Source organism: Pseudomonas zeae (assembly GCF_014268485.2).
GTDB lineage: Bacteria > Pseudomonadota > Gammaproteobacteria > Pseudomonadales > Pseudomonadaceae > Aquipseudomonas > Aquipseudomonas neuropathica.
This window is the reverse complement of record NZ_CP077090.1, coordinates 3,885,305-3,911,138: the sequence shown is the minus strand read 5'-3', so window position 1 is coordinate 3,911,138 and position 25,834 is coordinate 3,885,305. Positions and strand designations below refer to the sequence as shown.

13 protein-coding genes and 1 pseudogene are annotated in these 25,834 nt (G+C 62.2%); 13 read left to right on the top strand and 1 reads right to left on the bottom strand.

Annotated elements, in window-relative coordinates; genetic code table 11:
- The first annotated feature begins 92 nt into the window (after positions 1-92).
- Both HU754_RS17100 and HU754_RS17095 read left to right on the top strand, forming a co-directional pair.
- A pseudogene (locus HU754_RS17100) lies at positions 93-993 on the top strand (substrate-binding domain-containing protein).
- A 217-nt stretch (positions 994-1,210) separates the two neighbouring features.
- Positions 1,211-13,705 (top strand): filamentous hemagglutinin family protein, encoded by a 12,495-nt coding sequence (locus HU754_RS17095; RefSeq protein ID WP_186624155.1) that lies wholly within the window; start codon positions 1,211-1,213, stop codon positions 13,703-13,705.
- Positions 13,706-13,830: 125 nt separating this feature from the next.
- Here HU754_RS17095 and HU754_RS17090 read toward each other — a convergent pair whose 3' ends face one another.
- Positions 13,831-14,778, bottom strand: a complete 948-nt coding sequence (locus HU754_RS17090) for a SphA family protein (RefSeq protein ID WP_186624156.1) — start codon at positions 14,776-14,778, stop codon at positions 13,831-13,833.
- A 210-nt stretch (positions 14,779-14,988) separates the two neighbouring features.
- Here HU754_RS17090 and HU754_RS17085 point away from each other — a divergent pair, with 210 nt between their 5' ends.
- The 11 genes from HU754_RS17085 (at position 14,989) to HU754_RS17035 (ending at position 25,826) form a co-directional block, all read left to right on the top strand.
- A complete protein-coding gene (locus HU754_RS17085) occupies positions 14,989-16,086 on the top strand; it encodes an AraC family transcriptional regulator (protein WP_186624157.1) in 1,098 nt (365 codons plus the stop codon).
- Positions 16,087-16,271: 185 nt separating this feature from the next.
- Positions 16,272-17,159, top strand: a complete 888-nt coding sequence (locus tag HU754_RS17080) for a Dyp-type peroxidase (RefSeq protein ID WP_186624158.1) — start codon at positions 16,272-16,274, stop codon at positions 17,157-17,159.
- Between the two features lie 10 nt (positions 17,160-17,169).
- A complete protein-coding gene (locus tag HU754_RS17075; protein ID WP_186624159.1) occupies positions 17,170-18,138 on the top strand; it encodes a Gfo/Idh/MocA family protein in 969 nt (322 codons plus the stop codon).
- Positions 18,139-18,357: 219 nt separating this feature from the next.
- Complete coding sequence (locus tag HU754_RS17070; RefSeq protein ID WP_186624160.1) at positions 18,358-19,110, top strand: GntR family transcriptional regulator; 753 nt, start codon at positions 18,358-18,360, stop codon at positions 19,108-19,110.
- Positions 19,107-20,837, top strand: a complete 1,731-nt coding sequence (locus HU754_RS17065) for a fumarate reductase/succinate dehydrogenase flavoprotein subunit (protein WP_186624161.1) — start codon at positions 19,107-19,109, stop codon at positions 20,835-20,837. The genes HU754_RS17070 and HU754_RS17065 overlap by 4 nt, the downstream gene beginning before the upstream one ends.
- 26 nt (positions 20,838-20,863) lie before the next feature.
- Positions 20,864-21,109, top strand: coding sequence for a 4Fe-4S dicluster domain-containing protein (locus HU754_RS17060; RefSeq protein ID WP_003225615.1), 246 nt, complete (start codon positions 20,864-20,866; stop codon positions 21,107-21,109).
- 207 nt (positions 21,110-21,316) lie between these two features.
- Positions 21,317-22,741, top strand: a complete 1,425-nt coding sequence (locus HU754_RS17055; RefSeq protein ID WP_186624162.1) for an ABC transporter substrate-binding protein — start codon at positions 21,317-21,319, stop codon at positions 22,739-22,741.
- Between the two features lie 223 nt (positions 22,742-22,964).
- Positions 22,965-23,744: an ABC transporter permease gene (locus HU754_RS17050; protein WP_102901951.1), complete on the top strand. Its 780-nt coding sequence runs from the start codon at positions 22,965-22,967 to the stop codon at positions 23,742-23,744.
- Positions 23,744-24,592 carry an ABC transporter ATP-binding protein gene (locus HU754_RS17045; protein WP_186624163.1) on the top strand — a complete coding sequence of 283 codons (849 nt, stop codon included), beginning with the start codon at positions 23,744-23,746 and terminating at the stop codon, positions 24,590-24,592. Before HU754_RS17050 ends, HU754_RS17045 begins: the two co-directional genes overlap by 1 nt.
- The gene (locus HU754_RS17040; RefSeq protein ID WP_186624164.1) at positions 24,589-25,551 is read left to right on the top strand and encodes a HEAT repeat domain-containing protein; all 963 of its coding nucleotides are present in this window, start codon (positions 24,589-24,591) and stop codon (positions 25,549-25,551) included. The genes HU754_RS17045 and HU754_RS17040 overlap by 4 nt, the downstream gene beginning before the upstream one ends.
- Positions 25,548-25,826, top strand: a complete 279-nt coding sequence (locus HU754_RS17035) for a DUF971 domain-containing protein (RefSeq protein WP_186624165.1) — start codon at positions 25,548-25,550, stop codon at positions 25,824-25,826. The genes HU754_RS17040 and HU754_RS17035 overlap by 4 nt, the downstream gene beginning before the upstream one ends.
- The last annotated feature ends 8 nt before the right edge of the window (positions 25,827-25,834 follow it).

The window sequence follows — 25,834 nt, the reverse complement described above, 5'->3', positions numbered from 1 at the left end:
CTCGATTCACACCGCAACACGAATGGCAGCCCCTCGGGGTTGCCATTTTTTTTTGGCTCCCGTGAGCGGAGCATTCAATAAGGAGATTGGACATGTTCAAACGAATTGGAAGGGTTGCGCTGCTGTCTGCGACGGTACTGATTTCGGGGCAGGCATTGGCGGTGACCGGTGGCGGGGCGACGTTGCCAGCCGCGCTGTACAAGGGCTCGGCCAACAGCATTTTGCCCGCCAGTTTCAGCTACGCCGCTGTTGGCAGCGGGGCAGGCAAAGCGGCGTTTTTAAGCAACAATGCTGCGCCGTTCGGCACTACAGGCACTGTGCATTTCACTGGCAGCGATTCGATCCTGACGGCAAGCGAAATCAGCCAATACCAGAGCGCTTTTAACGCCAGTTATGGCCCGCTGATTCAACTGCCATCCGTTGGCACTGCAATCGCCGTGTCCTATAAGAAAAGCGGTATCAGCAATCTCAATCTGACGAGCAGCCAGTTGTGCAGGGCGCTGTCGGGTGACGCGCCAACGTGGGGGCTGCTACTGGGGACTGCCGACACCACACCGATTCGCGTGGTCTACCGGAACAACGCCAGCGGCACCTCGGAAATCCTCACTCGCCACCTCAACTCTGTTTGCCCGGTTAAGTTCGCGATCAATTCCCTGTTCACTGCGGCGCGCCAGCCGTCAGGTTCGACAGTGCCGAGCAACTTGGTCGCCCGTGGTGGCGAACCCTGTCAACGGCTACAAAATGGTCGCCTACAGCAATTTGATCATCGGGCAGTGCTACAGGGATGCCAACGTGGCCAACGAGACTCGTGCCTTCCTGACCACCCACTACAGCAATCCTGGCAACAATGCCGCGGTGGTGGCGCATAAATTACTGGTGATGCCACTGAGCTGGAAAAACGCCGTCACCGCCAACTTCATCACCAACACCACCGGCAACAACCTCGATATCAACAACCCGGCCGTGTGCAACGGCATCGGTCGTCCTCTTTAAACGTGGCTGCCGTCAAACCGATGGCAGCCCCATACAGGGCTGCCATTTTATTTGAAGGCGCAAAACGGCCGCCGCGAATACTCCCCCAACATGAAGTTTGTGTGACATCCGTTCGGTCTCGACCGCCGCCAACTGCCTATGACGTAACAGCAGGTTTTTGCACGCCTGCGGCATGTGTGGCAACCAAAGTGTGGCAACCAAAAAGGATCTCGTAGTGATGCTCGCTCGCCCATCCCGTCGTACCAACGTCCAGTCGTTCAAACGTGAAGCCGTGGAGCCGGCGCTGTGGCTGCTCAAACCACTGGCGCAGGCGGTGGCGTTGTGTCTGGTGGCGGGCAATGCGCACGCGGCAACGGCGTTCAGCTCCAACTGGTTCGCCGCCAAAGGTGCGGCGCAGCAAGCCGCTGCCGCACGGCCGAGCACTGGCGGCTTGCCGGGGATGACGCCACCCCTGGCGCAGCAGCAAAAAGCCAATCAGCAATTGCAGCGCTCGATCCAGACCTTGAACAACACGGTCGCCGCGATTGCCGCGCAGCAGGCGGCTCAGGCGGCCGGTCGTGCCGCTGCGCTGGGTTCGGTGCAGTTTGTCCCGGACGGTCTGGGCGAGGGCGGTCTGAAGGTCGATAACAGCCTCACCCAAGGTTGGCAGAACGCCAAAGGCCCGCAGCAAACCAAGGCTGACGGCAAGACCACGGTGACGATCGAGCAGACCGCCGACAAGGCGATCCTCAACTGGGAAACCTTCAACGTCGGGCGCAACACCAGCGTTGAGTTCGCCCAGCAGGCGAACTGGGCGGTGCTCAACCGGGTCAACGACCCGAACGCACGGGCCAGTCAGATTCAGGGCCAGATCAAGGGCGACGGCACGGTAATGCTGATCAACCGCAACGGCATCCTCTTCAGTGGCAGCAGTCAGGTCAATGTACGCAACCTGGTGGCCGCGGCTGCCAACATCACCGATATCCAGTTCCGCGACCGTGGCCTGTATTTCGACAGCAACGGTACTCAGCCGACCTTCACCGATGCCGCCGGCAAGGTGTTGGTCGAGCGCGGTGCGAGTATCACGACTCATAAACCGGCGACGTCGACCGATGCCGGTGGTTATGCCTTGCTGCTCGGCAGCGAAGTGCAGAACGATGGCAATATCAGCACCGCCAAGGGCCAGACCGTGCTCGGCGCCGGTGACCGCTTCTACATCCGCAAAGGCGCGGGCACCGAGGGCAATGCGCTGTCGACCACGTTCGGCAACGAAGTCACGCCGGGCTTCAAGGCCGGCAACGTCAGCGGCAAGGTCAGCAACAACGGCTTGATCCAGTCATCTACCGGCGACATCACGTTGACCGGCCATGAAGTCGTGCAGAACGGCGTATTGCTCGCCAGTACGTCGGTGGCGTCTCGCGGCACGATTCACTTGTCCAACCCCGCGAGCGACAGCGGCGGCAGTGTCACCCTGGCGCAGGGCAGTGCCACGGCGATCATGCTCGACAGCAGCGATCTGACGGCGCTCGACAGTCAGCATCAGGCCGCCCTCAGCGCGGTCACTGCGAACAACCGCATTCGTGGCGATCAGTCGCGCATCGAGATACAGAGCGGCGGCAGCGTCGAGTTCCAGAATGGCTCCATCACTCTCGCCACCGGTGGCCAGGTGGCAGTGAGCGCGCAGCGTCGCAGTCTGGTGCGCGACGGCGCGATGATCGATGTCTCGGGTGCCCTCGGCGTCAAAGTGGCGATGGAAAACAACAACATCAAGATCAACGTGCAAGGCAACGAGCAGCGCGACGCCTCGGTCAACCGCGACAAAGGCGCGCTCAACAGCAACGACATCTGGGTCGATGTGCGAGAGCTGGTCTACGTGCCGGCCGGCACCAACGGCTATGCCACCGATCGCTGGTACACGGCCGGCGGCTTGCTGGAAGTCGGCGGTTATCTCGGCACTCAGGCGCACAGTGTGGGTGAGTGGATGGCGCAGGGTGGTACGGTGAGTTTTGCCGGCAACGACGTAGTCACCGAAAAGGGTTCGTTGATCAATCTGTCCGGCGGCACTCTCGATGTGCAGAGCGGCGAGATCCGCCAGAGCTGGTTGCGCGGTGCGGACGGCAAGTTGTATGAAGTGTCCCGTGCGCCGGGCGATCTGCTCTACACCGGGCTGTACAAAGGTTACGAGGACAGCAGCGAGCGCTGGGGCCAGACCAGCTACTTCTACAACCCGCTGATTGCCCCGCGTTCGCGTTTCGAGTCGGGTTACACCGTGGGCCGTGACGCCGGGCAACTGGTGATTGCCACGGCCAACGCCGCGCTCGACGGGCAGATGCTCGGCGAGGTGTATCAGGGCGAGCGGCAGAACCAGGCGCCGAAGCCGGTGCTCGACGGTTATGAGCAGAGCCAGACCGCACTGGCACGCCGCGCGCAATTGATTGTCGGTAGTTATGACCCGGCGTATGTGGCGGCTTCGGGTGGCGTTTTGTATGCGCTCAATCCGCTGTTGGACCAGGTGCAGATCGGCGGCGAACGACCGGTGGCCAACAATGATCAGGATCTGGCCGGCGCCGTGTCGCAGGCGCGCAAGGGCACGTTGTATCTCGATAACCAGCAGCTCAACGGTTTCCGTCTCGGCGCGCTTAAAGTGGCGGCCAGGGATCAGGTTGTCGTTGACGGCGCGCTCATCGTCGATGCCGGTGGCGATATCACCTTGTATGCCCCGGATGTGCAGGTCGGCGCCGACCTGACGGCGCGTGGCGGCAGTCTGCGACTGGGCAACGTTCTCAATCAGTTCACCGGCTCCGAGAGCAGCGACACTCGGCTCACGGCGAAAGCCGACAAGGCGACGCAAGTCCTCGTGGCTGCCGGCGTGCAACTGGATACCCGTGGAGTGTGGAGCAATCTGCGCACCGACCCGGATGATGGCGCGAGCCTGGCCTCCCTCAACGGTGGTTTGATCTCGATCCGTAGCAGTGGCGATATCGATATCGGTGCTGGCAGTCTGCTCGACGTTTCTTCCGGCGGCGCGGTACTCGCCAACGGCAAGACCCGGGGCGGCAAGGGTGGCGATCTGACGCTGGAGTCCAGCGCGATTTCCGCGCCGGGCCAATCGCATTTGCGCCTCGATGGCGATCTGCGTGGCTACGGCGTGACCGGTGGCGGCACCCTTACGGTACAGGCGAACAAGATCCTCATTGGCCAGACCGACAAGCTGCTGGCCGACACCACGCTGCAGCTGTCCGCCGATCTGTTCAAAAAAGGCTTCTCCGCATACAACCTGATTGGCCTTAATGGTCTGGACGTGGCCGAAGGCACCGCCGTCGAGGTGACGATGCCGGTTTACCGTTTTGCCGACGCTGCGCCAGGCATGGCCAGCGGTGTCGATCCGCAAGCGGCGCTGGAGCTGTGGACGCCAACGCTGTTTCAGGAAAATCCGACCCAAGGCGTGCTGACGCAACGCGCCGGTGCCAGCCTGACGTTGCAAGGCGGCGCCAGCCTGATCAACCTGATCGACGCGGCCAACAGCCCGCTGACCCTGGGCCGCGATTCGCGTATCAGCGTCGATCCGGGTCAGAGCATCAAGCTGCGCGGCGCCGGACAGATCACCGTTGACGGTGCACTCAACGCCTGGGGCGGCACGATCGATATTCGCCAGCAACAGTTCGGCTCGATCAAACCGGCCACCTCCAATCAGTTGGCCGACCCGAACGCGCATGACCGTTCGATCTGGGTCGGCGAGCATGCGGTGCTGGACGTGGCCGGGCGAGCCAACACGGCAGTCGATGCCTTGGGTCGCACCTATGGGCAGGTCGGCAAGGGCGGCAGCATCATTCTCGGCGGTGAGATCGACGCGAAACTCGCCACGGCCACCGCCGCCGATGCTTACGTGATTGTGCGGCAAGGTGCGCGGCTGGATGCCTCCGGTGCCGAGGCACTGCTGGATATCGCTGGCCAGGGACCGACGCGCGTGGCGACTGACGGCGGGCGCATTGGCATCGGCTCTTACAAGGGTCTGTTTATCGAGGGTGACCTGCGTGCAGCAGCGGGCGGTGTCGGCGCGGCGGGCGGTCGTCTGGAGGTGGCGCTGGAGACGCCGTTGTACCTCGAATCGGCGGACAACAACGTTCGCGCACCTCGAGAGTTGATCATTGATCAGCGCGCGACGGAGCAGATACTTGCAGCCGGTTTGCGTCCGGGCGAGAGCGATACCGGTCTGCGTTATGGTCAGGCGCGGCTGCATGCCGACAGCCTGATGTCCGGCGGTTTCGACAACCTGAGCTTGTTGAGCAACGGCTTGTTGTCGTTCGACGGTGACGTCAATCTGCACATGAATCAAAGTCTGAGCCTGTATGCCGGTGCGCTGTCCCTTGCCGAGTCTTCCAAAGGCACCGCACGGGTCGATTTGCAGGCGCCGTACCTGCGCTTGTCCGGTGTCGGCAGCTATTACAGTGTGGTCGGCACCGTGCGCCCACGCCCGACCAACAACCCGACCGGTAAACTGTCGGACGCTCGCTTCAGCGCGACGGCGAACCTGCTGGATGTGGGCAACAGCCTGTCGTTCGGCACGCAAGGTTCGATCCTGCAACTCAAGGCGCCGGCCGCCGAATACAGTCGCCGCGCATTTGCTGACGTCAGCCTCGATAGCCGTGGTGATCTGCGCTTCCTGGCGCCAACCGATGGCGATCAGAAAAGCCGCCTGTGGACGCCGGGCGATTTGAACTTGAGTGCGGCGCAGATTTACCCCGCTACTGATGTGCAGGCTGAAGTGCGTGTCGGGTATCAGGGCGCGCAGGCGGTGGCCGAGCATACCCTGCGGATCGGCGGTCTCGGCCCGGCGCCGGTGGCCGCGCCGTACTCAGCGTTTGGCCAGTTGACGTTCTCGGCCGCGCACATTGAACAGGGGGGCGTGTTGCGTGCGCCGCTGGGCAAGATTGTCCTCGGCGATGACCTGCTGACCACCACCCGCGAAGTGCGGTTGCTGCCGGGCAGTCTGACGTCGGTCAGCGGCGCCGGGCTGGTCATGCCGTACGGTGGCACCACGGACGGTATCGACTACCGCTTTGGCGGCAAATCGGTGGTGTTGAATGGCATCACCGGTGAAACATCGGGTGTGTCGATGAGCACCCAGTTCATTGATGTGCAGAGCGGTGCGGTCATCGATCTGTCCGGCGGTGGCGATTTGCGCGGCGCCGGTTTTGTTTCCGGGCGCGGTGGTTCCACGGATGCGCGGTTCAACCCGCTAGTGCGCAATGCCACCGACGGCACCTTCAGCCTGCCGGGGCTGGCCAGCAATCCCGTGTATGCCATCGTGCCGGGTAATCAAAGCGCCTACGCGCCAGTGCTGGCCGAGGCGGGCGCGGTGGATCCGCGCATTGGCCAGCAGATCACCCTCGGCGCCGGGGTTCCGGGGCTGGCAGCGGGTACTTATACGTTGTTGCCGTCGACGTTCGCGTTGCTGCCGGGCGCCTTCCGGGTCGAGGTCAATGGTCAGGCGACAGCGGGCACAACCACGGGCGCGCTGCCACTGCGTAACGGTTCATGGACCGGCAGCGGACAGTTGTCGATTGCCAACACCGGCCAGCGGGACAGTCTGGCCAAACAGGTCATTCTGACCTCGGCCGATGTACTGCGCCGTTACTCGCAATACAACGAAACCAGTCTCAGCCAATTCATCCAGAGCGATGCGGTGCGGCGCGGGGTGCCTCGAGCGTTGGCACCGCAGGACGGCAAGACGCTGGATCTGCGCCTGGTTGACGGTGGCGAGCAGGATGTCGCGTTGTTGTTCAAGGGCCAGGCGCGGTTCGACGCTGCGGCGGGCGGGCTGGTCGGAACGGCCGTGGTGCGCAGCGGCAACGCGCGCAGCAGTTTTGAAATTCTCGGCACCGGGCAGGCGCCCATTGAGGGCTTCAGCGGCATTTCGCTGTATGCCGACACGCTCAATAACCTCAACGCCGGGCGTTTGACCATCGGTGCGATGCCGACCGTCAGCTACAGCACGGCGGGCAATATCATTGGCTTCACCGGCGACACCGCCAGCATCGTCCTGCGTGACGGTGCGCAGTTGGCGGCACCGGAAGTGTTGTTGCGTACCAACTCGATCAATGGCGGCATCACCGTTGAAGCGGGCGCTGGGATCAACGCTCTGGGGCGCGGCAACGTGGCGTATGACTCGACGGTCGGGTACATCTATCAACCGGGCGCGTCCAGCGTGGTGGTGGTGTCGAACGGCTGGACCAATGTCCTGGCGCCGGAGGCGGGCGGCGGTTTCACCGGCGCCGGCAGCATTCGCATCGGCACCTGCGCCGTGGCGGTTTGCAGCAGTCCGGCGCTGTTGTATTCCAATGGCAGCATCACCGCCGCGACGGACAACCAGTTCGAACTCGGTGAAGCCGTGCGTTTCGGCACGCGTCATCTGGCTCTGGCAGTCGGCGCGGTCAACGCCGGTAGTGCCGAGGCCTTGGCCGCCGCAGGCAACCGTGTGCCGGCCGGTCTGACCTTGAACCAGAATGTGCTGGATCGTTTGCTGCGCGGTGATACGCAATTCGGCGCGCCGGCCCTGGAGACCCTGAGCCTGACCACGCGCGATGCCTTCAATCTGTACGGCAGCGTGACCCTCGATACGTTCGATGCGCAGACCGGTCAGAGCAAATTGCAGAACCTGGTGCTCGCCACCCCGGCGATCTACGGCGCGGGCGATGCCGACGATGTGGCGACGATCCGCACCGCCCAGCTGATCTGGAACGGCGCCACTCAGGATCCGGGCAGTGTGATCAATGGCGGCGCCGGTACTGGTAGCGGCACGCTGGATATTCAGGCACAACGCATCGAATTGGGTTACGGCCCGATGCCACAACCCAACGGCCTCGATCAGAACAACCGGTTGGCGCTGGGTTTTGCCAACGTCAATCTGAGCGCCAGCGAGCGCATCACCGCCAATCACAAGGGCAGCCTGGCGGTGTATCAACAGCAAGGCGCCTTCGATCCGGTCAAAGGCTATGCCTACAGCGGCGGCAATCTCACGCTGCGCACACCGTTGCTCACCGGTGAAGCGGCGTCGGTCAACCTGCTCAAGGCTGGCAACAGGCTCACGCTCAGCGGTGCCGGTGCTGCTGGCGTGGCCGATGCCCTCGGCGCAGAACTCAATCTGCAAGCCCGCGACATTGTGCTCGACAGCCGCATCGCGTTGGCCAGCGGCAAGCTCACGGCCAAGGCCGAGCACGACTTGACCCTGGCCGGCGGCGCGCAACTGGACATGGCCGGACGCACTTTGCCGTTCAACGACGTGAGCAAGTACAGCTGGGGCGGCGATGTGACGCTGTTGAGCGCCGCTGGCGATATACGCCAGCTCGCTGGCTCGCGCATCGATCTGTCGGCGAAAAACAATCAGGCCGGCAACCTCAGCGCCGTTGCCTTGGCAGCGGATGCCGGCATCGTCGATCTGCAGGGCGAGATTCTCGGTGCCAGCAGCGGTTATTACGATGCCGGCGGCACGCTGGTGCCGTACAAGGCCGGTGGCGTGGACATTCGCGCGCAGCAACTGGGCGGTGAGGCGAGCGCCCAGTTCGCGGCACTCAACCAACGCTTGAACGCAGGCAAAGTGTTCGGCAGCCGCAGTCTGCAACTCAAGCAAGGTGATCTGTTGATCGGTGACGGGCTCAAGGCCGGCGAGGTCAATGTCTCGGTGGACAATGGCAGCCTGACGGTCAATGGCTTGATCGATGCCAGTGGCGAACGGGTCGGCAGCATTCGTCTGGCGGCGCAGAACGGCCTGACCCTGGCCGGCGACAGTGTGCTCGATGCCCACGGCCGCGTACTGCGGGTCGACAGTTACGGCAAGATCATCGACGCGCCAAACCGGGCCATGGTCGAGCTGAATTCCGGGGCCGGGGTGTTGACCCTGGCGTCTGGCACGCGCATCGACTTGCGCCATGGCACCGATGCAGTGCCGGGCTTTCTCGCCGGGCAGAATGATCAGATGTTGCGCGGCACCCTGGAGCTCAACGCGCCGCGTCTGGGCGCCGGCGACATCGCCATCGATGCCAGCGGCACGGTCAATATTCAGGGCGCGCGTTCCATCGGCCTCAATGGCACGCGCCGTTACACCGATGCGCGTGATGGTGTCGATCCGGCGGTCAGTGGCCGGCCGTATCAGGTGATCGATCAGGCGCTGTTGACCCGCATCGACGGCGACAACACCACGTTCATCGACGCCGCGCTGACAAACGCCGATCTGTTGCAACGCAAGCTGGCGGGTCTGAACAACGCGACCTACGCCGATGCCTTCCACCTGCGCCCCGGCGTGGAGATCGCCAGCAAGACAGCGGACGGCGACCTGGTGGTGGAGGGTGATATCGATCTGTCGCGCTACCGCTACGCCAGCCTCAATCGGCACACGGGCAAAGTCGATGGCGTCTACGGTTCCGGTGAATCCGCCAGCCTGGTGATCCGTGCCGGCGGCAATCTTGATATTTACGGCAGCATCAACGACGGTTTCGCGCCGCCACCGGAGACCGTCGACGACGCTGGCTGGAAACTGTTGCCAGGCGTGCAGCCATTCGGCGGCGATCTGGTTGTACCGGGGAGCGGGGTGACGCTGGCGCCGGGCACGCAATTCCCGTCGGGCGTGACCCTCAATTACGATTTGCCGATTCAGGACACGACGTTGGTCAGCGGTACGCTGTTGCCGGTTCAGGTGGAGCTCGCCGCGCCGTACACCTTCAGTGCCGGCACCGTGCTCGCGGGGGCGGTGCATGACGCCTCGGGCAATCTTTTGTATGCCGCCGGAACACTGCTCGACAGTGACCTGACCGTGCCGGCCAGCAGCCGACTGGGTGCCGGGATTCGCTTGAATCGCAACACCACGTTGAAGGCGATGAACTGGCCCAAAGGTGTGCCGTTGCCGGGCGCCTTCGATGCCGACACCGGCAGCAGCAAGAATTTGATGTTGAGCAGTTCTCTGGCGCTGTTGCGCGGTTCGTTGATTCCGTCGATGACCAATGTGGTGCTCGCTGACGGCGCCGCGTTTGTCGAGTTGCGTGGATTCAATGGCACACAGCAGGGCGCCAACTGGGCACTGGCGAGCATGTTGCCGTCGGGCAGTTCGTCGTGGTCGATCCGCGCGGTGGCGGGGGCGGATCTTTCCGCCGCCGATAGTCGTGCGGTGAAACCGCTCACCACCGAGGGCAATTTGCGTCTGGCGGACACTCATTACGGTGCGAAGATCACCGAAGGCAATCCACGCGCGGTGTGGTCGGAAACCAACCAGTACGGTTTCCCCGCCTTCGAACCGGTGCCCGAGGAATACCTGATTCTCTGCGAAACCGATCCCGGTGCCTGCGCCCCGATGGCGCGCTGGACCTGGGCCCCCGGCAACCAGTTCGGCTTTCAGGATTACGCGCCGATTCCCGAGGAATACCTGACGCTGTGCGACAGTTACCCCGAGGTGTGCGTCGAGAGCAATCCGGCGAAAAGCGCCAGCATCCACAGCCAGATGTTCAGTGTCCTGCGTACCGGTACCGGCGATCTTGATTTGCTCGCTGCCGGCAATTTGAGCATGGCTTCGCCGTTTGGTGTGTACACCGCTGGCACCCAGTCGGCCGATGTCGATCCGCGCTTCAAGCAGATGCGCGGACGCTTGTCGGACAAGGATTCGGTATTGGGCAGTGCCGGTGGCGACGTGGAAAAATGGGTCAACGGTGGCACCGACAGTCTCTATCAAGCCTGGTATCCGCAGCTCGGCGGCAACCTGACGATCAATGCCGGCGGCTCTGTCTCCGGTGACACTCTTGGGCGAAAAACCGCCAATACCGGCGGTTACCGTGAACAGGTGCCTGGCGTGGCGGTGGGCAACTGGTTATGGCGTCAGGGCACCGGCAGTGATGACGTGCCGACCGCCTGGTGGATCAATTTCGGCAGCTATGCGACGCAGCCGCTGCCCGACGCCGACATGGACGCGGCGCCGTACCTGGTGGGCTTCACCGGTTTTGGCACTTTGGGCGGTGGCAACATCAGCCTGCGCGCCGGAGAAGATGCCGGCATGCTCAGGCCGATGGGGGATGCGCGGACCAACCCACGCAGCCAGGGCCTGATCGTGGCGGTGGGTAGCACCGGTCGTGTCGGCAGCGACGGTAGCCTGCAATTGACCGGTGGCGGCGACATGGACATTCGCATCGGTGGTTCGCTCAATCCGTCCCTGCAAGCGCGCGCCGGCAACAATGGGATCACGCCACCCAAGCATGATCTGCAAGGCGCGCTGATCAACCTGCGCGGCGCGGCACAGGTGAGTGGCAGTGCGGTCGGCGGCATCAATCTGCAATATGGCGCCAACAGCGTGTTGCATGATGCTCGGGAAACCCGCGCGCTGGACCCGTTTACCGCGACCACCGGCAATGCCTCCGGCGGGCTGGTGCTGATCCCCGGCGATTCGGGCATGCGCATCAACACCCGTGGCGATCTGGTCCTGGGCGGCGCGGCGGACCCGGGCCGCGTGCGTTTGCAGAACGCCACGCCGCTGTTTGACGAGGCGGGGAACGTCAGCCAGGGCGGGATTTTGAGTGGCTTCTCGCTGTGGACCGAGCACACGGCCATCGATCTGTTCTCGGCGGGTGGCAACCTCACGCCGAGTACCCAGTTGGCCGAGACGGACACCAACGGGCCCATCAAAGGGCAGAACACTTCACCGACTGACAGTCGTTTTGTTTATCCGTCGATTCTGCGCGCCGTCGCCGGTCAAGGCTCGATCTACGCAGGTTCATCGGCGGCTTACAGCGTCGGCAATACCGCTCCCGCCACCGCTTACTCGCTGCTGTTGGCGCCTTCGGCTTCAGGTCAGCTGGAGCTGTTGGCCGGTGATTCGATTTATGCCGGCGGCTATGCGATCAACCAGTCCGGGGCCAGTCCACTGGCGATTGCCACGCCGTTTGCGCCGGCATTCAACGGCTATGCCAGCAACTCGGCGCAAATCCCGTTCATCTCCAACAGCGGCAGCGATGGTGTCGCCGCAGAACCGAATCTGCGCTTCCCATTGTTCGCCTTCGGTAGCAACTCGTACTCCGGCCTCAGCGATGTCATGGGGCCGGCGCGAATCTACGCGTTGACCGGCGATCTGGTCGGCATCCGCAGTGGCGAGTCACTGCGTGCAAGCGATTCGCAGCGAACCTGGTACGAAGCAGCCGGGCCGGTGTGGATGATGGCCGGTCGCGACATCGTCGCCTCTGGCACCAACCTGGGCCAACCGACGATTTCGCCGAAAGATGGCGTCGGCACCACCAAGGACACGATTTACTCCACCGGCAACCTGTTCGTGCATAACGACCCGAGGGATGTGTCGAGAGTGTCGGCCGGGCGCGACATCCTTTACAGCAGCTTCGACGTCGCCGGTCCCGGCACGCTGGAGATCAATGCCGGGCGCAATATCCTGATGGAGGACCGTGCCAGCATCACCAGCCTTGGCTCGTTGCTGGCCGGTGATCAGCGTCCGGGGGCCAGCGTGGTCTTGCAGGCCGGCGTGGGCGCGCAGGGGCCGGATTATTCGCGGTTTATCGCGCGCTACCTGAACCCGCAGAACGTGGCGAGCGCGGACGCAGCCCTCAGCGCGCAACCGGGCAAAGTGGTCAAGAGTTACCAGGACGAATTGCAGAGCTGGCTGACCTTGGGTTACGGCTTCAGCGGCAACGCCGAACAGGCACAGGCGTTCTACGCCGCGCTGCCAAGTGGCGAGCAGGCGATCTTTGCCCGCCAGGTGTACTTCGCCGAACTGCGCGCCGGTGGCCTGGAATACAACGATGTCGACGGCCCGCGCAAAGGCAGTTATCTGCGTGGTCGCAACGCTATCGCCGCGTTGTTCCCGACCACCGATGTGGCGGGCAACCCGATTCGTTACGACGGCGATATCACGATGTACGGCGGCGCCGGGGTCAAGACCCTGTTCGGCGGCGATATCCAGATGCTCACCCCGGGCGGCGGTCAGGTGTTCGGCATCGAAGGTGCGGCACCACCGTCGACGGCGGGGATCATCACCCAAGGTTCGGGCAACATTCAGCTCTATTCGCAGGGCAGTATTTTGCTCGGCCAGAGCCGGATCATGACCACCTTCGGCGGTTCGATTCTCGGCTGGTCGGCCGAGGGCGACATCAACGCCGGTCGTGGCTCGAAAACCACTGTGGTCTACACCCCGCCGAAACGGGTTTACGACACTTGGGGCAACGTCACCCTGTCGCCATCGGTGCCGAGCACCGGCGCCGGTATCGCCACGCTCAACCCGATCGCCGAAGTGAAGCCCGGCGACATCGACCTGATCGCGCCGCTGGGCACCATCGATGCCGGTGAGGCGGGGATCCGCGTGTCGGGTAACGTCAACATCGCCGCGCTGACGGTGGTCAACGCCGCGAATATCTCGGTGCAGGGCAAGGCAACGGGTGTGCCGGTGGTCTCGGCGGTGAATACCGGGGCGATTACTTCGGCGAGTTCGGCGGCATCGTCGGCCACGCAAGCGGCGGAAGATGTCGCGCGTCAGCAGCAAGCAGCTTCGCGGCAGAATCAGGCGTCGGTGTTTACCGTGCAGGTGCTGAGCTTCGGCAACGAACAACTGGCGCCGACCCGCGATGGCGCTAGCCGTGCACCGGCCCCGGGTTACAACCCGAACAGCCCGGTGCAGGTGTTGGGCGCCGGGGCGCTGGATGAACAGGCGAAGCAGCAGTTGACCGAGGAGGAGCGCGGGCAACTGACGCTGTAAAAGACTCTCGTGTAGTACGTTTGGGCGGCCGGTTGGTCGCCCTTTTTTTTAGCAATCATTCACCAACGCGCTGAAATCCCTGTGGGAGCGAGCAGGCTCGCTCGCACATTGGATTGGGGTGGGTTTCAAAAAGCGTAAGGAATACTGACTTTCGCCCAAAGCATTTCACCTTCGGGCCGGTTCTCCACATCAAACTCCTTGGCCCAGCGAATCTCCGCGCTGGCGTACTTGAGAAAGGTGAAGTGCAGCGCCGGGCCGATCGCGAAGACCTTGCCGCGCACGCCGTCGTCGACGTCCTGCCCGGCGAACTGCACGGTGTGGCCGAACTGTTTGTCGTCGGTGGTCTGCTGGAGGAAGTAGCCGTTGACGCCGAGCATCAGGTCGTCGGTGATCTTGTAGCTGGCGGAATAATCGAAGTGGAAAATCTGCCCGGACTTGTAATCGGTGTCCTTGTTCTTTTCGTTGAAGCTGTAAGTGGTTTTCATCGAGACTTCGGTGCGTTCAGTCGGCAGCCAGGTGAACGAGAACAGCGGCTTGTAGGTGTAGAAATTGTTGCTGGTGTTGGCCAGCCGATCGACGCTGTATTCGCCGGTGGGCACGGTGACTTCCACGGCGGCGCCAAGGGTCAGGTTTTTGCCCATGTCCCACAGAATGATCGGTGCAAACGTGGTATCGCCCATGCCTTCGCGGGTGTCGCTCAGGCCGAACACCGCGACTTCCTGCTTCAACCACGGCTGGGCGATGTAGCCCGCCAGACGTCCGCCGAACACACGCACCGGGCTCAAGTAATCGAGACGCGGAATCACCGCGGTGGATTCGATTTCGACATTCGGCACCTTGCCACCCAGCGAGCTGATGTTGAACCTGGTCGCCTTGTAATGGTTGTAGTAGAGGTTGAACGCGACCATGTTCTCCGGAAGGCTGTCGACTTCCAGCGGCAGCATGAAGAAGCCGTCGGTGCCGGTGCCTATGTTGTCGACCCCGGCTTCGGTGGCCAGGGCGGGCAACGTCAGCGCGCACCCCGCGATGAAAAGAGCGCGGGGCAAGAAGGATTTCACGCGGTTCTGGCTCATGACTGTCCTCATTATTATTGTGATTGGGACCTGGTACCGGTCGCTCGGAGCGCCGGTACGCTAGAAATAAGCGTTTGGCGTACGTTGGGGCAGGGTATTGGCGGACACTGATGGGGGCATCTGCGGACAGTCCGTAAACCTTGTGCTAACTTCCATCGACACAACCGGTTACAAAAATAACAATCAAGCGTGATCCGGAATGTCAGCCCCATGAACGTAAAAGTCCAAGACCCGACCTTCGAACTGGCGCTGGTCTCGCCGTTCCTCCTGCAAACCCTCGCCGAAGTTGTGCAGAACAGAGGAATCGATTCCCAGAGCCTGTGCCGTGGGCTGGGTTTCACCCTTGAGGATCTGCAGGATCCGGCGCAGCGGATTTCCTATCGCCAGGCCGTGGCGATGATTCAGCGCGCACTCAAAGTGCTGCCCAATCAGGGTTTGGGGCTGTGGGTTGGCGCGCAGAATGTTCTCGGCACCCTGGGCCTGCTCGGGCATGTGTTGTCGCTGTGCAAGACCTTGCGTGATGCCTTTGCGCTGGGGATTCGTCATCAGCACACGTCGGGCGGGATTGTGGTGTCGAGCGTCGATGTGGTCGGTGGCCAGGTGCATCTCGATGCTGAATGCCGCCTGCCATTTGCCGACGTGCAGGTGTTTGCGGTCGAGGAGTTCTTCGCCAGTTTGCTGGTGTATGGCCGCGCACTGGTGGGGGCTGAGTTCAAGGCGATTGCCGTGGAATTTGTGCATGCCGCGCCGGATTACCTGGCCGAATATCACCGCCTGCTGGGGCCGGATGTACGCTTCGGTTGCCTGCACAATCGCATGCTGATCGATGCGCAGTGGCTGGACGTGCACCTGCCTAATCATCATTCGCTGGCGTTGCGTCAGGCCGTTGCATTGCTGGAGCTGGAAGCAGCGCAGGTGCATCAGAAGCTCGATCTGATTCAGGCCGTGGAGCGGGCGATCGCCCGGGACCTGAGCAGCGGCAGTCACATTGAAAAGATTGCCGGTGATTTGAATATGAGCAGCCGCACGTTGCGCCGGCGTTTGACTGAGCATGCGTTGACGTTTGAGGCGTTGCTGGAGCAGGTGCGGCAGGCGCGGACCTTGAGTCTGCTGGCCAATCCCGATATGCCGATTGAGCGGATTACCGAGGAGGTGGGCTACAGCGATGTGCGCAGTTTTCGGCGGGCGTTCAAGCGCTGGACGGGGCTGAGCCCTAGCGCTTGGCGTAATGACGCTAACCCTCACCCCAGCCCTCTCCCAGAGGGAGAGGGGGCCGACGGGGGTGTCTTGCGTCATACATCGACCTGAAAGATTTTTGTCGATTATGGATTCGGTACAGCGCGTTCAAGTCGGCGTAGCTCTTCAATATTCCCGAATCAGTTCCCTCTCCCCCCGGGAGAGGGCTAGGGTGAGGGTGCTTTTGACTTCCATCCAAACCCACACAAACCCTCCGGCCACAGGTAAACTCCCGCGCACTTTCCCAAGGAGTTCACATGAGTTACTACCAGCCGGGCATTCTCGCCACCCCTGTTCCTGCGCAAGCGCGTCACCTGTTTTTCGCCCTTGAGTCGGTTGAAGCCCTGCCGCAGGCGCTCGACAGCCTGCTCAATCAGGTGGACGGCAAGTCGGCGGTGGTCGGTTTTGGTGAATCCCTGGTCAAGGCGCTCAACGTGCAGATCGACGGCCTGCGCAGCTTCCCGGCGCTGACCGGCGTTGGCGTCGAGAACCCGTCGACCCAGCACGCGCTGTGGGTGTGGCTGCACGGCGTCGACCGTGGTGAACTGCTCAACCGCTGCAACGCTCTCGAAGCCGCACTCGCACCAGCCCTGCGTCTGGTCGAGATGCAGGAAGCCTTCCGCCACAAGGACGGCCACGACCTGACCGGCTATGAAGACGGCACCGAAAACCCCCACGACGAAGCCGCCATCGCTGCCGCTTTGCAAAGTACAGGCACTGACGGCATGGTCGGTGGCAGCTTCGCCGCGATCCAGCAATGGCAGCACGACCTCAAGGGTTTCCACAAACTCTCGTCCGAGGACAAAGACAACATCATGGGCCGTCGCCTCAGCGACAACGAAGAGATCGACGACGCGCCAGTCTCCGCCCACGTCAAGCGCACCGCGCAGGAAAGCTTTGCCCCAGAAGCGTTCGTCGTGCGCCGCTCGATGCCGTGGATTGAAGGTGATCGTGCCGGTCTGATGTTCCTCGCCTTCGGTTTCTCGCTGGATGCCTTCGAAGCGCAACTGCGCCGTATGAGCGGCCTGGAAGACGGCATCACCGATGGCCTCTATCGCATCAGCTGCCCAATCACTGGCGGCTACTACTGGTGCCCGCCGCTCAAGGACGGTCACCTTGATCTGCGCGCCTTGCGCGTCGGCTAAAGGAAGAGACATGGACGTGGTGCGTTGGGGCATGATCGGTTGTGGCAGCGTCGCTGAGCGCAAGAGCGGGCCGGCCTTCTACAAGGCGCCCGGTTCGGCGCTGGTGGCGGTAATGGGCCGACGCCTTGAGGTCGTGACTGACTACGCCGCGCGCCACGGTATCGAGCGGGTCTACACCGACGTCGATGCACTGATCAACGATCCCGAGGTGGACGCGGTGTACATCGCCACGCCGCCCGACAGCCACCACGCCTACAGCCTGAAAGTCGCTGCGGCCGGCAAACATTGCTGCGTGGAAAAGCCCATGGCGCTGAATGCCGGGCAAAGTCGCGAGATGCAAAAAGCGTTTGCCGACGCCGGTTTGCACTTGTTCGTGTCCTACTACCGCCGTTCGTTGCCGCGCTTTGCACAGGTGCGGCAATGGTTGGAGGAGGGGCGCATCGGTGACGTGCGGCACTTGAGCTGGACGCTGACCAAAGCGCCTTCGCCGGCGGATCTGGACGGTCGCAACAATTGGCGCACAGATCCGGCGGTGGCCGGCGGCGGTTACTTTGCCGATCTGGCCAGTCATGGCTTTGACCTGTTTCAATATCTGCTCGGTGACATCGTTGAAGTCGCTGGATTCACCGCGCGTCAGGCCGGTTTGTATGCAGCTGAAGATGCCGTCAGCGCCAGTTGGCGATTCGCTTCAGGCGCGCTGGGCATGGGTTGCTGGAGCTTTGTCGCGGATCGGCGTGAGGATCGCGTCGAGATCATCGGCAGCCTCGGGCGGATCAGTTTTTCGGTGTTTGATGAGCATCCCGTGCAGTTGCATGCCGATGAACACCTCAGCCTGGAAATCCCCCATCACGAGCACATCCAGTGGCATCACGTGCTCGGAATGAATGCGCATATTCGTGGCGAATCACAACATCCCGCCGTCGCCGAACAAGCGCTCAAGACCGACTGGGTCATGGACCAGATCCTCAAACGCCACTGACCTTACCGACCACACACCCCCCTGTGGGAGCGAGCCTGCTCGCGAAAGCGGTGTGTCTGTTTCAACAGTATTATCTGACACGCCGCCTTCGCGAGCAGGCTCGCTCCCACATTGGGCAGTGCGTCGTCGCGTCTAAGGTTATGCCCAAACAATATTTCTCAACCTTGTCATAACATCTCTAAGATCACGTCATAACTCGTTATAACAAGTGATCCCGTGATGACCGATAACGTTCTCTCCCTAAGCAGTGTCCCGCTGCACACCCAACTGCGCGACGTCCTCCGTGCGCGGATTCTCGACGGCGAATACCCGCAAGACAGCCAGATGCCCTCCGAAAGCGAACTCGGTGCGCTGTTCAAAGTCAGCCGTATCACCGTGCGCCAGGCGCTGGGCGATCTGCAGAAAGAAGGGCTGATCTTCAAGATCCACGGCAAAGGCACCTTCGTCGCCAAACCGAAAACCTTTCAGAACGTCAGCAGCCTGCAAGGCCTCGCCGAGTCGATGACCGGCCGTGGCTACGAGGTGATCAACCGCCTGCGCAGCTTCAAATTCATCCCGGCCGACAAGCGTGTCGCCGAGCGTTTGCAAGTCGCCGAGGGCGAGATCGTCGCGCAGATCAAACGCGTGCGCCTGATCAATCGTGAACCGATCTCGCTGGAAATCACCTACCTGCCCAAAGCCGTCGGCGAGCGGCTGGAGAAGGCCGATCTGGTCACCCGCGACATCTTTCTGATCCTCGAAAACGACTGCGGCATCGCCCTCGGTCACGCCGATCTGGCCATCGACGCAATGCTGGCTGACAGCGACCTGACCCAGGCGCTGAACGTCGAGGCCGGCTCGCCGATCATGCGCATCGAGCGTCTGACCCACGACGCGCAAGGCCAGCCGCTGGACTTCGAACACCTTTACTACCGTGGCGATGCGTTCCAGTACCGCCTGCGGATCGACCGGCAAAAAGGGGAGCAGGCATGACCCGCAATGTGCTTGAACAGGAATACGACATCGTCGTCATCGGCGGTGGCACCGCAGGCCCAATGGCCGCGATCAAGGCCAAGGAAAAAAACCGCGACTTGCGCGTGTTGCTGGTCGACAAGGCCAACGTCAAACGCAGCGGCGCGATCAGCATGGGCATGGACGGCCTGAACAACGCGATCATTCCCGGCCACTCGACGCCCGAGCAGTACACCAAGGAAATCACCATCGCCAACGACGGCATCGTCAATCAGGCCGCCGTTTACGCCTACGCCACCCACAGCTTCGAAACCATCGAACAGCTTGATCGCTGGGGCGTGAAGTTCGAGAAGGACGAGACCGGCGATTACGCGGTGAAAAAAGTCCACCACATGGGTGCTTACGTGCTGCCGATGCCGGAAGGGCACGACATCAAAAAAGTCCTCTATCGGCAGTTGAAACGTGCGCGGGTGAGCATCACCAATCGTCTCGTCTGCACGCGGTTGCTGACTGACGAGGAGGGCACCGTCAACGGTGTGATGGGCTTCGATTGCCGCACGGCCGATTTCCATGTGATCAAGGCCAAGGCTGTAATTCTCGCTTGTGGCGCTGCCGGGCGACTCGGTCTGCCTTCGTCGGGCTACCTGATGGGCACCTACGAGAACCCGACCAACGCTGGCGACGGTTACGCGATGGCCTATCACGCGGGCGCCGAACTGGCCAACCTCGAGTGCTTTCAGATCAACCCGCTGATCAAGGATTACAACGGCCCGGCCTGCGCCTACGTGACCGGTCCGCTGGGTGGCTACACCGCCAACAACAAGGGCGAACGCTTCATCGAGTGCGATTACTGGAGCGGGCAGATGATGTGGGAATTCCACCAGGAACTGGAAAGCGGCAACGGCCCGGTGTTCCTCAAACTCGATCACCTGGCCGAGGAAACCATCCAGAACATCGAAGAGATTCTGCACAGCAACGAGCGCCCGAGTCGCGGCCAGTTCCACGCCAATCGCGGCACCGATTACCGCACGCAAATGGTCGAAATGCACATCTCCGAAATCGGTTTTTGCAGCGGTCACTCGGCCTCCGGGGTGTGGGTCAACGAACGCGCCGAGACCTCGGTGAAAGGCTTGTATTCGGCCGGTGACATGGCCGCTGTGCCGCACAATTACATGCTCGGCGCCTTCACCTACGGCTGGTTTGCCGGACACAACGCGGCGGATTTTGTCGCCGGGCGCGAGTTTTCTGCGCTGGATGCCGCGCAGATCGAAAAGGAAAAGGCCCGGGTCTACGCCCCGCTTGATCGTGAACACGGTCTGCCGCCGGCGCAGGTCGAGTACAAGCTGCGGCGCTTCGTTAACGATTACCTGCAACCGCCGAAAGTGACCAGGAAAATGCAGATCGGCCTGCAACGCTTCAGCGACATCGAGCGCGATCTCGAGCAGATGAAGGCCAACAACGCCCATGAACTGATGCGCGCGATGGAAACCAGCGTGATTCGCGACTGCGCCGAAATGGCTGCACGCGCCTCGCTGTTTCGCGCCGAAAGTCGCTGGGGCCTGTACCACTATCGCGTCGATCACCCGCAGCGCAACGACAGTGAATGGTTCTGCCACTGCCATCTGAAGAAGGGCGAGGACGGCCAGATGACCAGTTTCAAGAAAGCCGTCGAGCCTTACATCATTCCGCTCGATGCCGAAGAAATGCAGGCGTACGACCGCTTGCGGGTTGGCGCTTTCGCCGCTTGATGCACCCCTAAAAGAGAATCCGGACCATGGCCTATCAAGCTCAGGAAATCTTCTTCCGCTCCAACGCCCCCGTCACCGTGGACGAGGACAAATGCATCGCCGAAAAGGGCTGCACCGTGTGTGTCGACGTCTGCCCGATGGACTTGCTGGCGATCAATCCGGCGACGCAGAAGGCTTATATGGCGTTCGACGAATGCTGGTATTGCATGCCGTGCGAGAAGGATTGCCCGACCGGCGCCGTCAAGGTCGACATCCCCTATCTCCTGCGTTGAAACCCGATCCCTGTAGGAGTGAGCCTGCTCGCGATAGCGGTGGGTCTGATGTAGATGTGCTGGCTGACACACCGCTATCGCGAGCAGGCTCACTCCTACAGTAGATCTACGACACCCCAAAGCCATCCGGAAACACCGGACGCTGAATTGAAAAACACCCCTCGTTTCCCACCGCGCCCTGATCGCGGCGGAGACGAACTCAAATAAATGATTCGAGGGGAAACACTCATGTTGCGTGCAGCAATCGCCGGTCTGGTACTGGCTTCGTTCACTTTTTCGGCCTCAGCCGAAACCATCCGCATCGCCATCGGCACCCAGGACACCACCATCAATTGCGCCGCTGGCGGTCTGTTGATTCGTGAACTCGGTCTGCTCGACAAATACCTGCCCCACGACGGCACTTACAAAGACGCCAAGTACGACGTGCAGTGGAAAAACTTCACCAGCGGCGCGCCACTGACCAACGAGATGGTCGCCGGCAAACTAGACTTCGGCGCCATGGCCGATTTCCCCGGTGCGTTCAACGGTGTTGCGTTCGAAACTGCCGGCAAGCACAGCCTGTTCATCAGCGTACTGTCGGGGAGCATCAAGGGCAGCGGCAACGGCATCGTCGTGCCGAGTGCGTCCGGCGTGCAATCGCTCAGCGAACTCAAGGGCAAGACCATTTCCGTGCCGTTCGCCTCCACCGCCCACGGCATGTTGTTGCGCGCGGTGGCGGAGCAGGGCTGGGATCCGCTCAAGGACGTCAACATCATTGCCCAGCCACCAGAAGTCGCCGGCTCTGCGTTGCAGGCCGGCAAGATCGACGCCCACGCTGATTTCGTGCCGTTCGCCGAGCTGTTTCCGAGCCGGGGCTTTGCCCGCAAGATCTACGACGGCGCTCAGGCCAATGCGCCGACGTTCCATGGTGCGCTGGTGGATCAGGCGTACGCGAAGAAGTACCCGGAAGTCGTCGTCGCCTATTTGCGGGCGAGCATCGAGGCCAATCAACTGCTCGCCGCCGAGCCTGAGAAGTACAGCGAACTGATCGCCAAAGTCACTGGCGTCGATGCCGAAGTGAATTACCTGTTCCACGGCCCACTTGGCGTGCAGACCCGCGACTTGAGCTGGAAGCCGGAATATCGTCAGGCGGTTGGTACGGCCATCGATACGTTGAAGCTGTTGAAGAAGGCTGATCGTGGGCTCGATCTGAACAGCTTCATTGACGATCAGTACATCCGTGCGGCGTTCAAGGCGTCGAACCTCGATTACACGGCGCAACTGGCCAATTACGCGCAGACGCCGTTGAAGGCCACGGATGCGGCGACGGGGAAAGCGATTACTGACTTCAGCCATGTCGCCGAAATCTGGGTGCGGGGTGAGGACAAGGTGCGCCAATACGCTTCAGCGGAAGAGGCGTTCACTGCGCTCGCCGCGTTGAAGCAGGAAGGCAAAAACGTTCGGGCGGTGTATGCGCAGGCCAGTGACAGCGGGATCAAGTTGCTGGCTGAGCAGGCGTGGTTTGCCAGTGATGCGAAGGGCCGGTTGAGTGCGTTTTTGCTTAAGGGGCAGGCTCAGCAATATGCGTCGGCGCAGGGTGGCAAGGTTCTCGATTTTACGGATGCCACGACCCAGGCGGTCGTCGCCCGCTAGTTGAAGATCAAGAGCCCCTCACCCTAACCCTCTCCCAGAGGGAGAGGGGACTGACCGTGGTGTTTGGACTCGCTACGCCGACTTGAAATACCGAGTCGAACGCGGGTTTTGGAAAGCATGAAGATCGGCTCCCTTTCCCCCTCGCCCCCCTTGGGGGGAGAGGGCTGGGGTGAGGGGGGTAAATATCAGCCATCACACAGATCCAGAACCGGAAACCCGCTCGATGAAAACACCCATCCGCTGGACATCAAGAGCCGCATCCTTGCTGCTCTGCCTGCTGTTCTGGCAACTCGCCGCCAGCCACCACTGGAACCTCGGCCTGGTCACCTTCGCTAACGTGCCAACACCCATCGCGGTGATCGAAGCGGCGCTCGGTTTGGGCGATTCTGGCAAGTTGCTCCAGCACCTGACCGCCAGCCTCAGCCGCGTCTTCGCCGGCTATCTCGCGGCGCTAGTCATCGGCATCGCCCTCGGTCTGGCCATCGGCCGTTCGAAGTGGGCCGAAGACCTGCTGCTGCCACCGCTGGAAGTCCTGCGCCCAATCCCCGCCGTTGCGTGGATTCCATTGGCGATCCTGATGTTCCCATCCTCCGAACTGTCGATGGTCTTCATCACCTTCACCGGCGCGCTGTTCCCGATCCTGCTCAACACCGTACACGGCGTCGAAGGCGTCGACCCGCGTCTGATCGCCTCCGCGAAAAGCCTTGGGGCAGGGCGCCGGGCGATCCTGCTGGAAGTGATCCTGCCCGGCGCCGCACCCAGCATCATCACGGGCCTGGCGATCGGCATGGGTACCTCATGGTTCTGTCTGGTCACCGCGGAAATGATCTCCGGTCAGTTCGGCATCGGTTATTACACCTGGGAGTCCTACACGATTCAGAACTACGCCGACATCGTCGTCGGCATGCTGCTGATCGGCGTGTTGGGCATGGGCAGCAGCCTGCTGATCAAACGCCTCGGCGGGCTGTTCACGCCCTGGCATCGACCGCGAGGAAAAGCCTGATGAGCGTGATGCAAACCCCGGAAGGGCGGATCGACATTCGCCAGTTGTCCATCGTCCTCGGCGCAGGGCGTGAAGCGTTCGAAGCCGTGCGCGAACTTGATTGCCAGATTGAACCGGGCCAGTTCGTGTGCATTCTTGGTCCGTCTGGTTGCGGCAAATCGACCTTGCTTGGCGCCTTGGCCGGGCACCTCAGTGCTCATGCCGGCAGTCTGAAAGTCGATGGCGCGGCGGTGTCCGGGCCGTCTCCACAGCGCGGCATGGTGTTCCAGCACCACACGTTGTTTCCGTGGCGCACGGTGCGTGACAACGTGGCTTTCGGCCTGAAAATGCGTGGCATCGGCAAGGCTGAGCGCCATCGCGCCGCCGATGACATCCTTAAACTGGTCGGCCTCGACGGCTTTGCCGAACGCTGGCCCGATCAACTCTCCGGCGGCATGCAGCAACGGGTGGAGATCGCCCGCGTGCTGGTCAACCGCCCACGTCTGCTGTTGATGGACGAGCCATTCGGCGCGCTGGATGCGCTCACCCGTTTGAACATGCAAGAGCTGCTGCTGGACATCTGGACGCGGATCCGCACCACGGTGGTGTTCGTCACCCATGACATCGACGAGGCGCTGTTTCTCGCCGACCGTTTGCTGGTGATGAGCGCGCGACCGGGGCGAATCATCGAAGACTTGCGTCTGGATTTCGCCCGGCCACGCACCAGCGAACTGGTCACCAGCCCTGAATTCTCCCGACTCAAACGCCACTGCCTCGATCTGCTGCGCCACGACAACGGCCGACCGCTGCCGCGCCTCAACCCGCTCGGTCTGCCTCCTGAAACCCCTTTGCCGCGATTTGCCCTATGACCTCTATTTTTGCTGTGACCGATAACCAGGACATTCTCGATCTGCAACCGCGCCTCACCGCTGAAGACGCCGGTGTGCGACGCATTGCGCTGATTGATCTGGCGGATCTGGAAGAACCGGATGGCTTGCTCTGGCTGGTTGATCGCCTGAGGCAAGATTCCGCCGAAGAAGTTCGTGCTGAAGCCGCACGTTTGCTGGAGGCTTGGGAGGATGAGGACGTCGTGCAGGCCTTGTGTGAAGCCTTGACCGACCCGTCGCTCGCCGTGCAGTCGGCCGCCGCGCAGAGCCTGAGCTTGCTCAAAACGGAAGCGGCGGGGCAGGTGATTTTGCCTTGGACCGATCACGCCGACGTCAGCGTGCGTATCGCCGCATTCCGTGCCTTGCGTGAGTTGCGTTTCGCCGCCGCCGCGCCGGCAGCGGTTTCGGCGCTGAACGATGCCGACGCCAGCGTTCGTCGTGAAGCCGTGGGCGTGCTCGGCTGGCTCAAGCAGCTCGACGCTTTGCCCGCCCTGGCACGATTGGCCAGCGCTGACCCCGACACCGAAGTACGCCGTGCTGCGACTGGCGCTTTGGGCTTGGCCTCCAGCGCCGAAGTGTTGCCAGCCCTGCGCCAGGCCTTGCGGGATGACGCCTGGCAAGTACGCGAAGAAGCCGCGACGACCTTGGGCAAGGTCGGCCATATTGACGCTGGTTCCGCGCTCGTCGAAGCCTTGAGCGATGATTATTGGCAAGTGCGCCTGCGCGCTACCCGCAGCCTCGGCCGTTTGCGTTTCGCCCCGGCGCTGGACGCCCTGATCGACACCCTCGGCCATCGCATCAGTAACCTGCGAAAAGAGGCCGCGCTGGCCTTGGGCGAACTGCATGATCGCGGCGCCGTGGCCGCGTTGCAGGCCGCGCAGGACGACGGCGACCCGGAGGTGCGCAAAGCCGTGCGCATCGCCTTGAGTCAGTTGCAATGAACCCGCTGTCGATGGCTAATTCGCAAAGCGAAGGCACCTTGCGCTTGAGCTGGCCGGATGGCCGCGAACAACAGCTCAATCACGCCGAACTGCGCCGTCAGTGCCCGTGCTCGCAATGCCGCGCGTTTCGCCTCCAAGGCATGACACCACTGGTGGATGATCGCGTGCGCCTGATCGAACTCAACCCCCAGGGCTACGGCGTGCAACTGATCTTCAGCGACGGCCATCAACGCGGCATCTACCCGTGGGCCTATCTGGCAAACCTCAATTCTTGACCCACACA

What these genes read in the sequence shown, in the direction of transcription:
- HU754_RS17095 (WP_186624155.1), top strand. Translation starts at nt 1,211, where the DNA reads ATGCTCGCTCGCCCATCCCGTCGTACCAACGTCCAGTCGTTCAAACGT.
- HU754_RS17090 (WP_186624156.1), bottom strand. Translation starts at nt 14,778, where the DNA reads ATGAGCCAGAACCGCGTGAAATCCTTCTTGCCCCGCGCTCTTTTCATC.
- HU754_RS17085 (WP_186624157.1), top strand. Translation starts at nt 14,989, where the DNA reads ATGAACGTAAAAGTCCAAGACCCGACCTTCGAACTGGCGCTGGTCTCG.
- HU754_RS17080 (WP_186624158.1), top strand. Translation starts at nt 16,272, where the DNA reads ATGAGTTACTACCAGCCGGGCATTCTCGCCACCCCTGTTCCTGCGCAA.
- HU754_RS17075 (WP_186624159.1), top strand. Translation starts at nt 17,170, where the DNA reads ATGGACGTGGTGCGTTGGGGCATGATCGGTTGTGGCAGCGTCGCTGAG.
- HU754_RS17070 (WP_186624160.1), top strand. Translation starts at nt 18,358, where the DNA reads ATGACCGATAACGTTCTCTCCCTAAGCAGTGTCCCGCTGCACACCCAA.
- HU754_RS17065 (WP_186624161.1), top strand. Translation starts at nt 19,107, where the DNA reads ATGACCCGCAATGTGCTTGAACAGGAATACGACATCGTCGTCATCGGC.
- HU754_RS17060 (WP_003225615.1), top strand. Translation starts at nt 20,864, where the DNA reads ATGGCCTATCAAGCTCAGGAAATCTTCTTCCGCTCCAACGCCCCCGTC.
- HU754_RS17055 (WP_186624162.1), top strand. Translation starts at nt 21,317, where the DNA reads ATGATTCGAGGGGAAACACTCATGTTGCGTGCAGCAATCGCCGGTCTG.
- HU754_RS17050 (WP_102901951.1), top strand. Translation starts at nt 22,965, where the DNA reads ATGAAAACACCCATCCGCTGGACATCAAGAGCCGCATCCTTGCTGCTC.
- HU754_RS17045 (WP_186624163.1), top strand. Translation starts at nt 23,744, where the DNA reads ATGAGCGTGATGCAAACCCCGGAAGGGCGGATCGACATTCGCCAGTTG.
- HU754_RS17040 (WP_186624164.1), top strand. Translation starts at nt 24,589, where the DNA reads ATGACCTCTATTTTTGCTGTGACCGATAACCAGGACATTCTCGATCTG.
- HU754_RS17035 (WP_186624165.1), top strand. Translation starts at nt 25,548, where the DNA reads ATGAACCCGCTGTCGATGGCTAATTCGCAAAGCGAAGGCACCTTGCGC.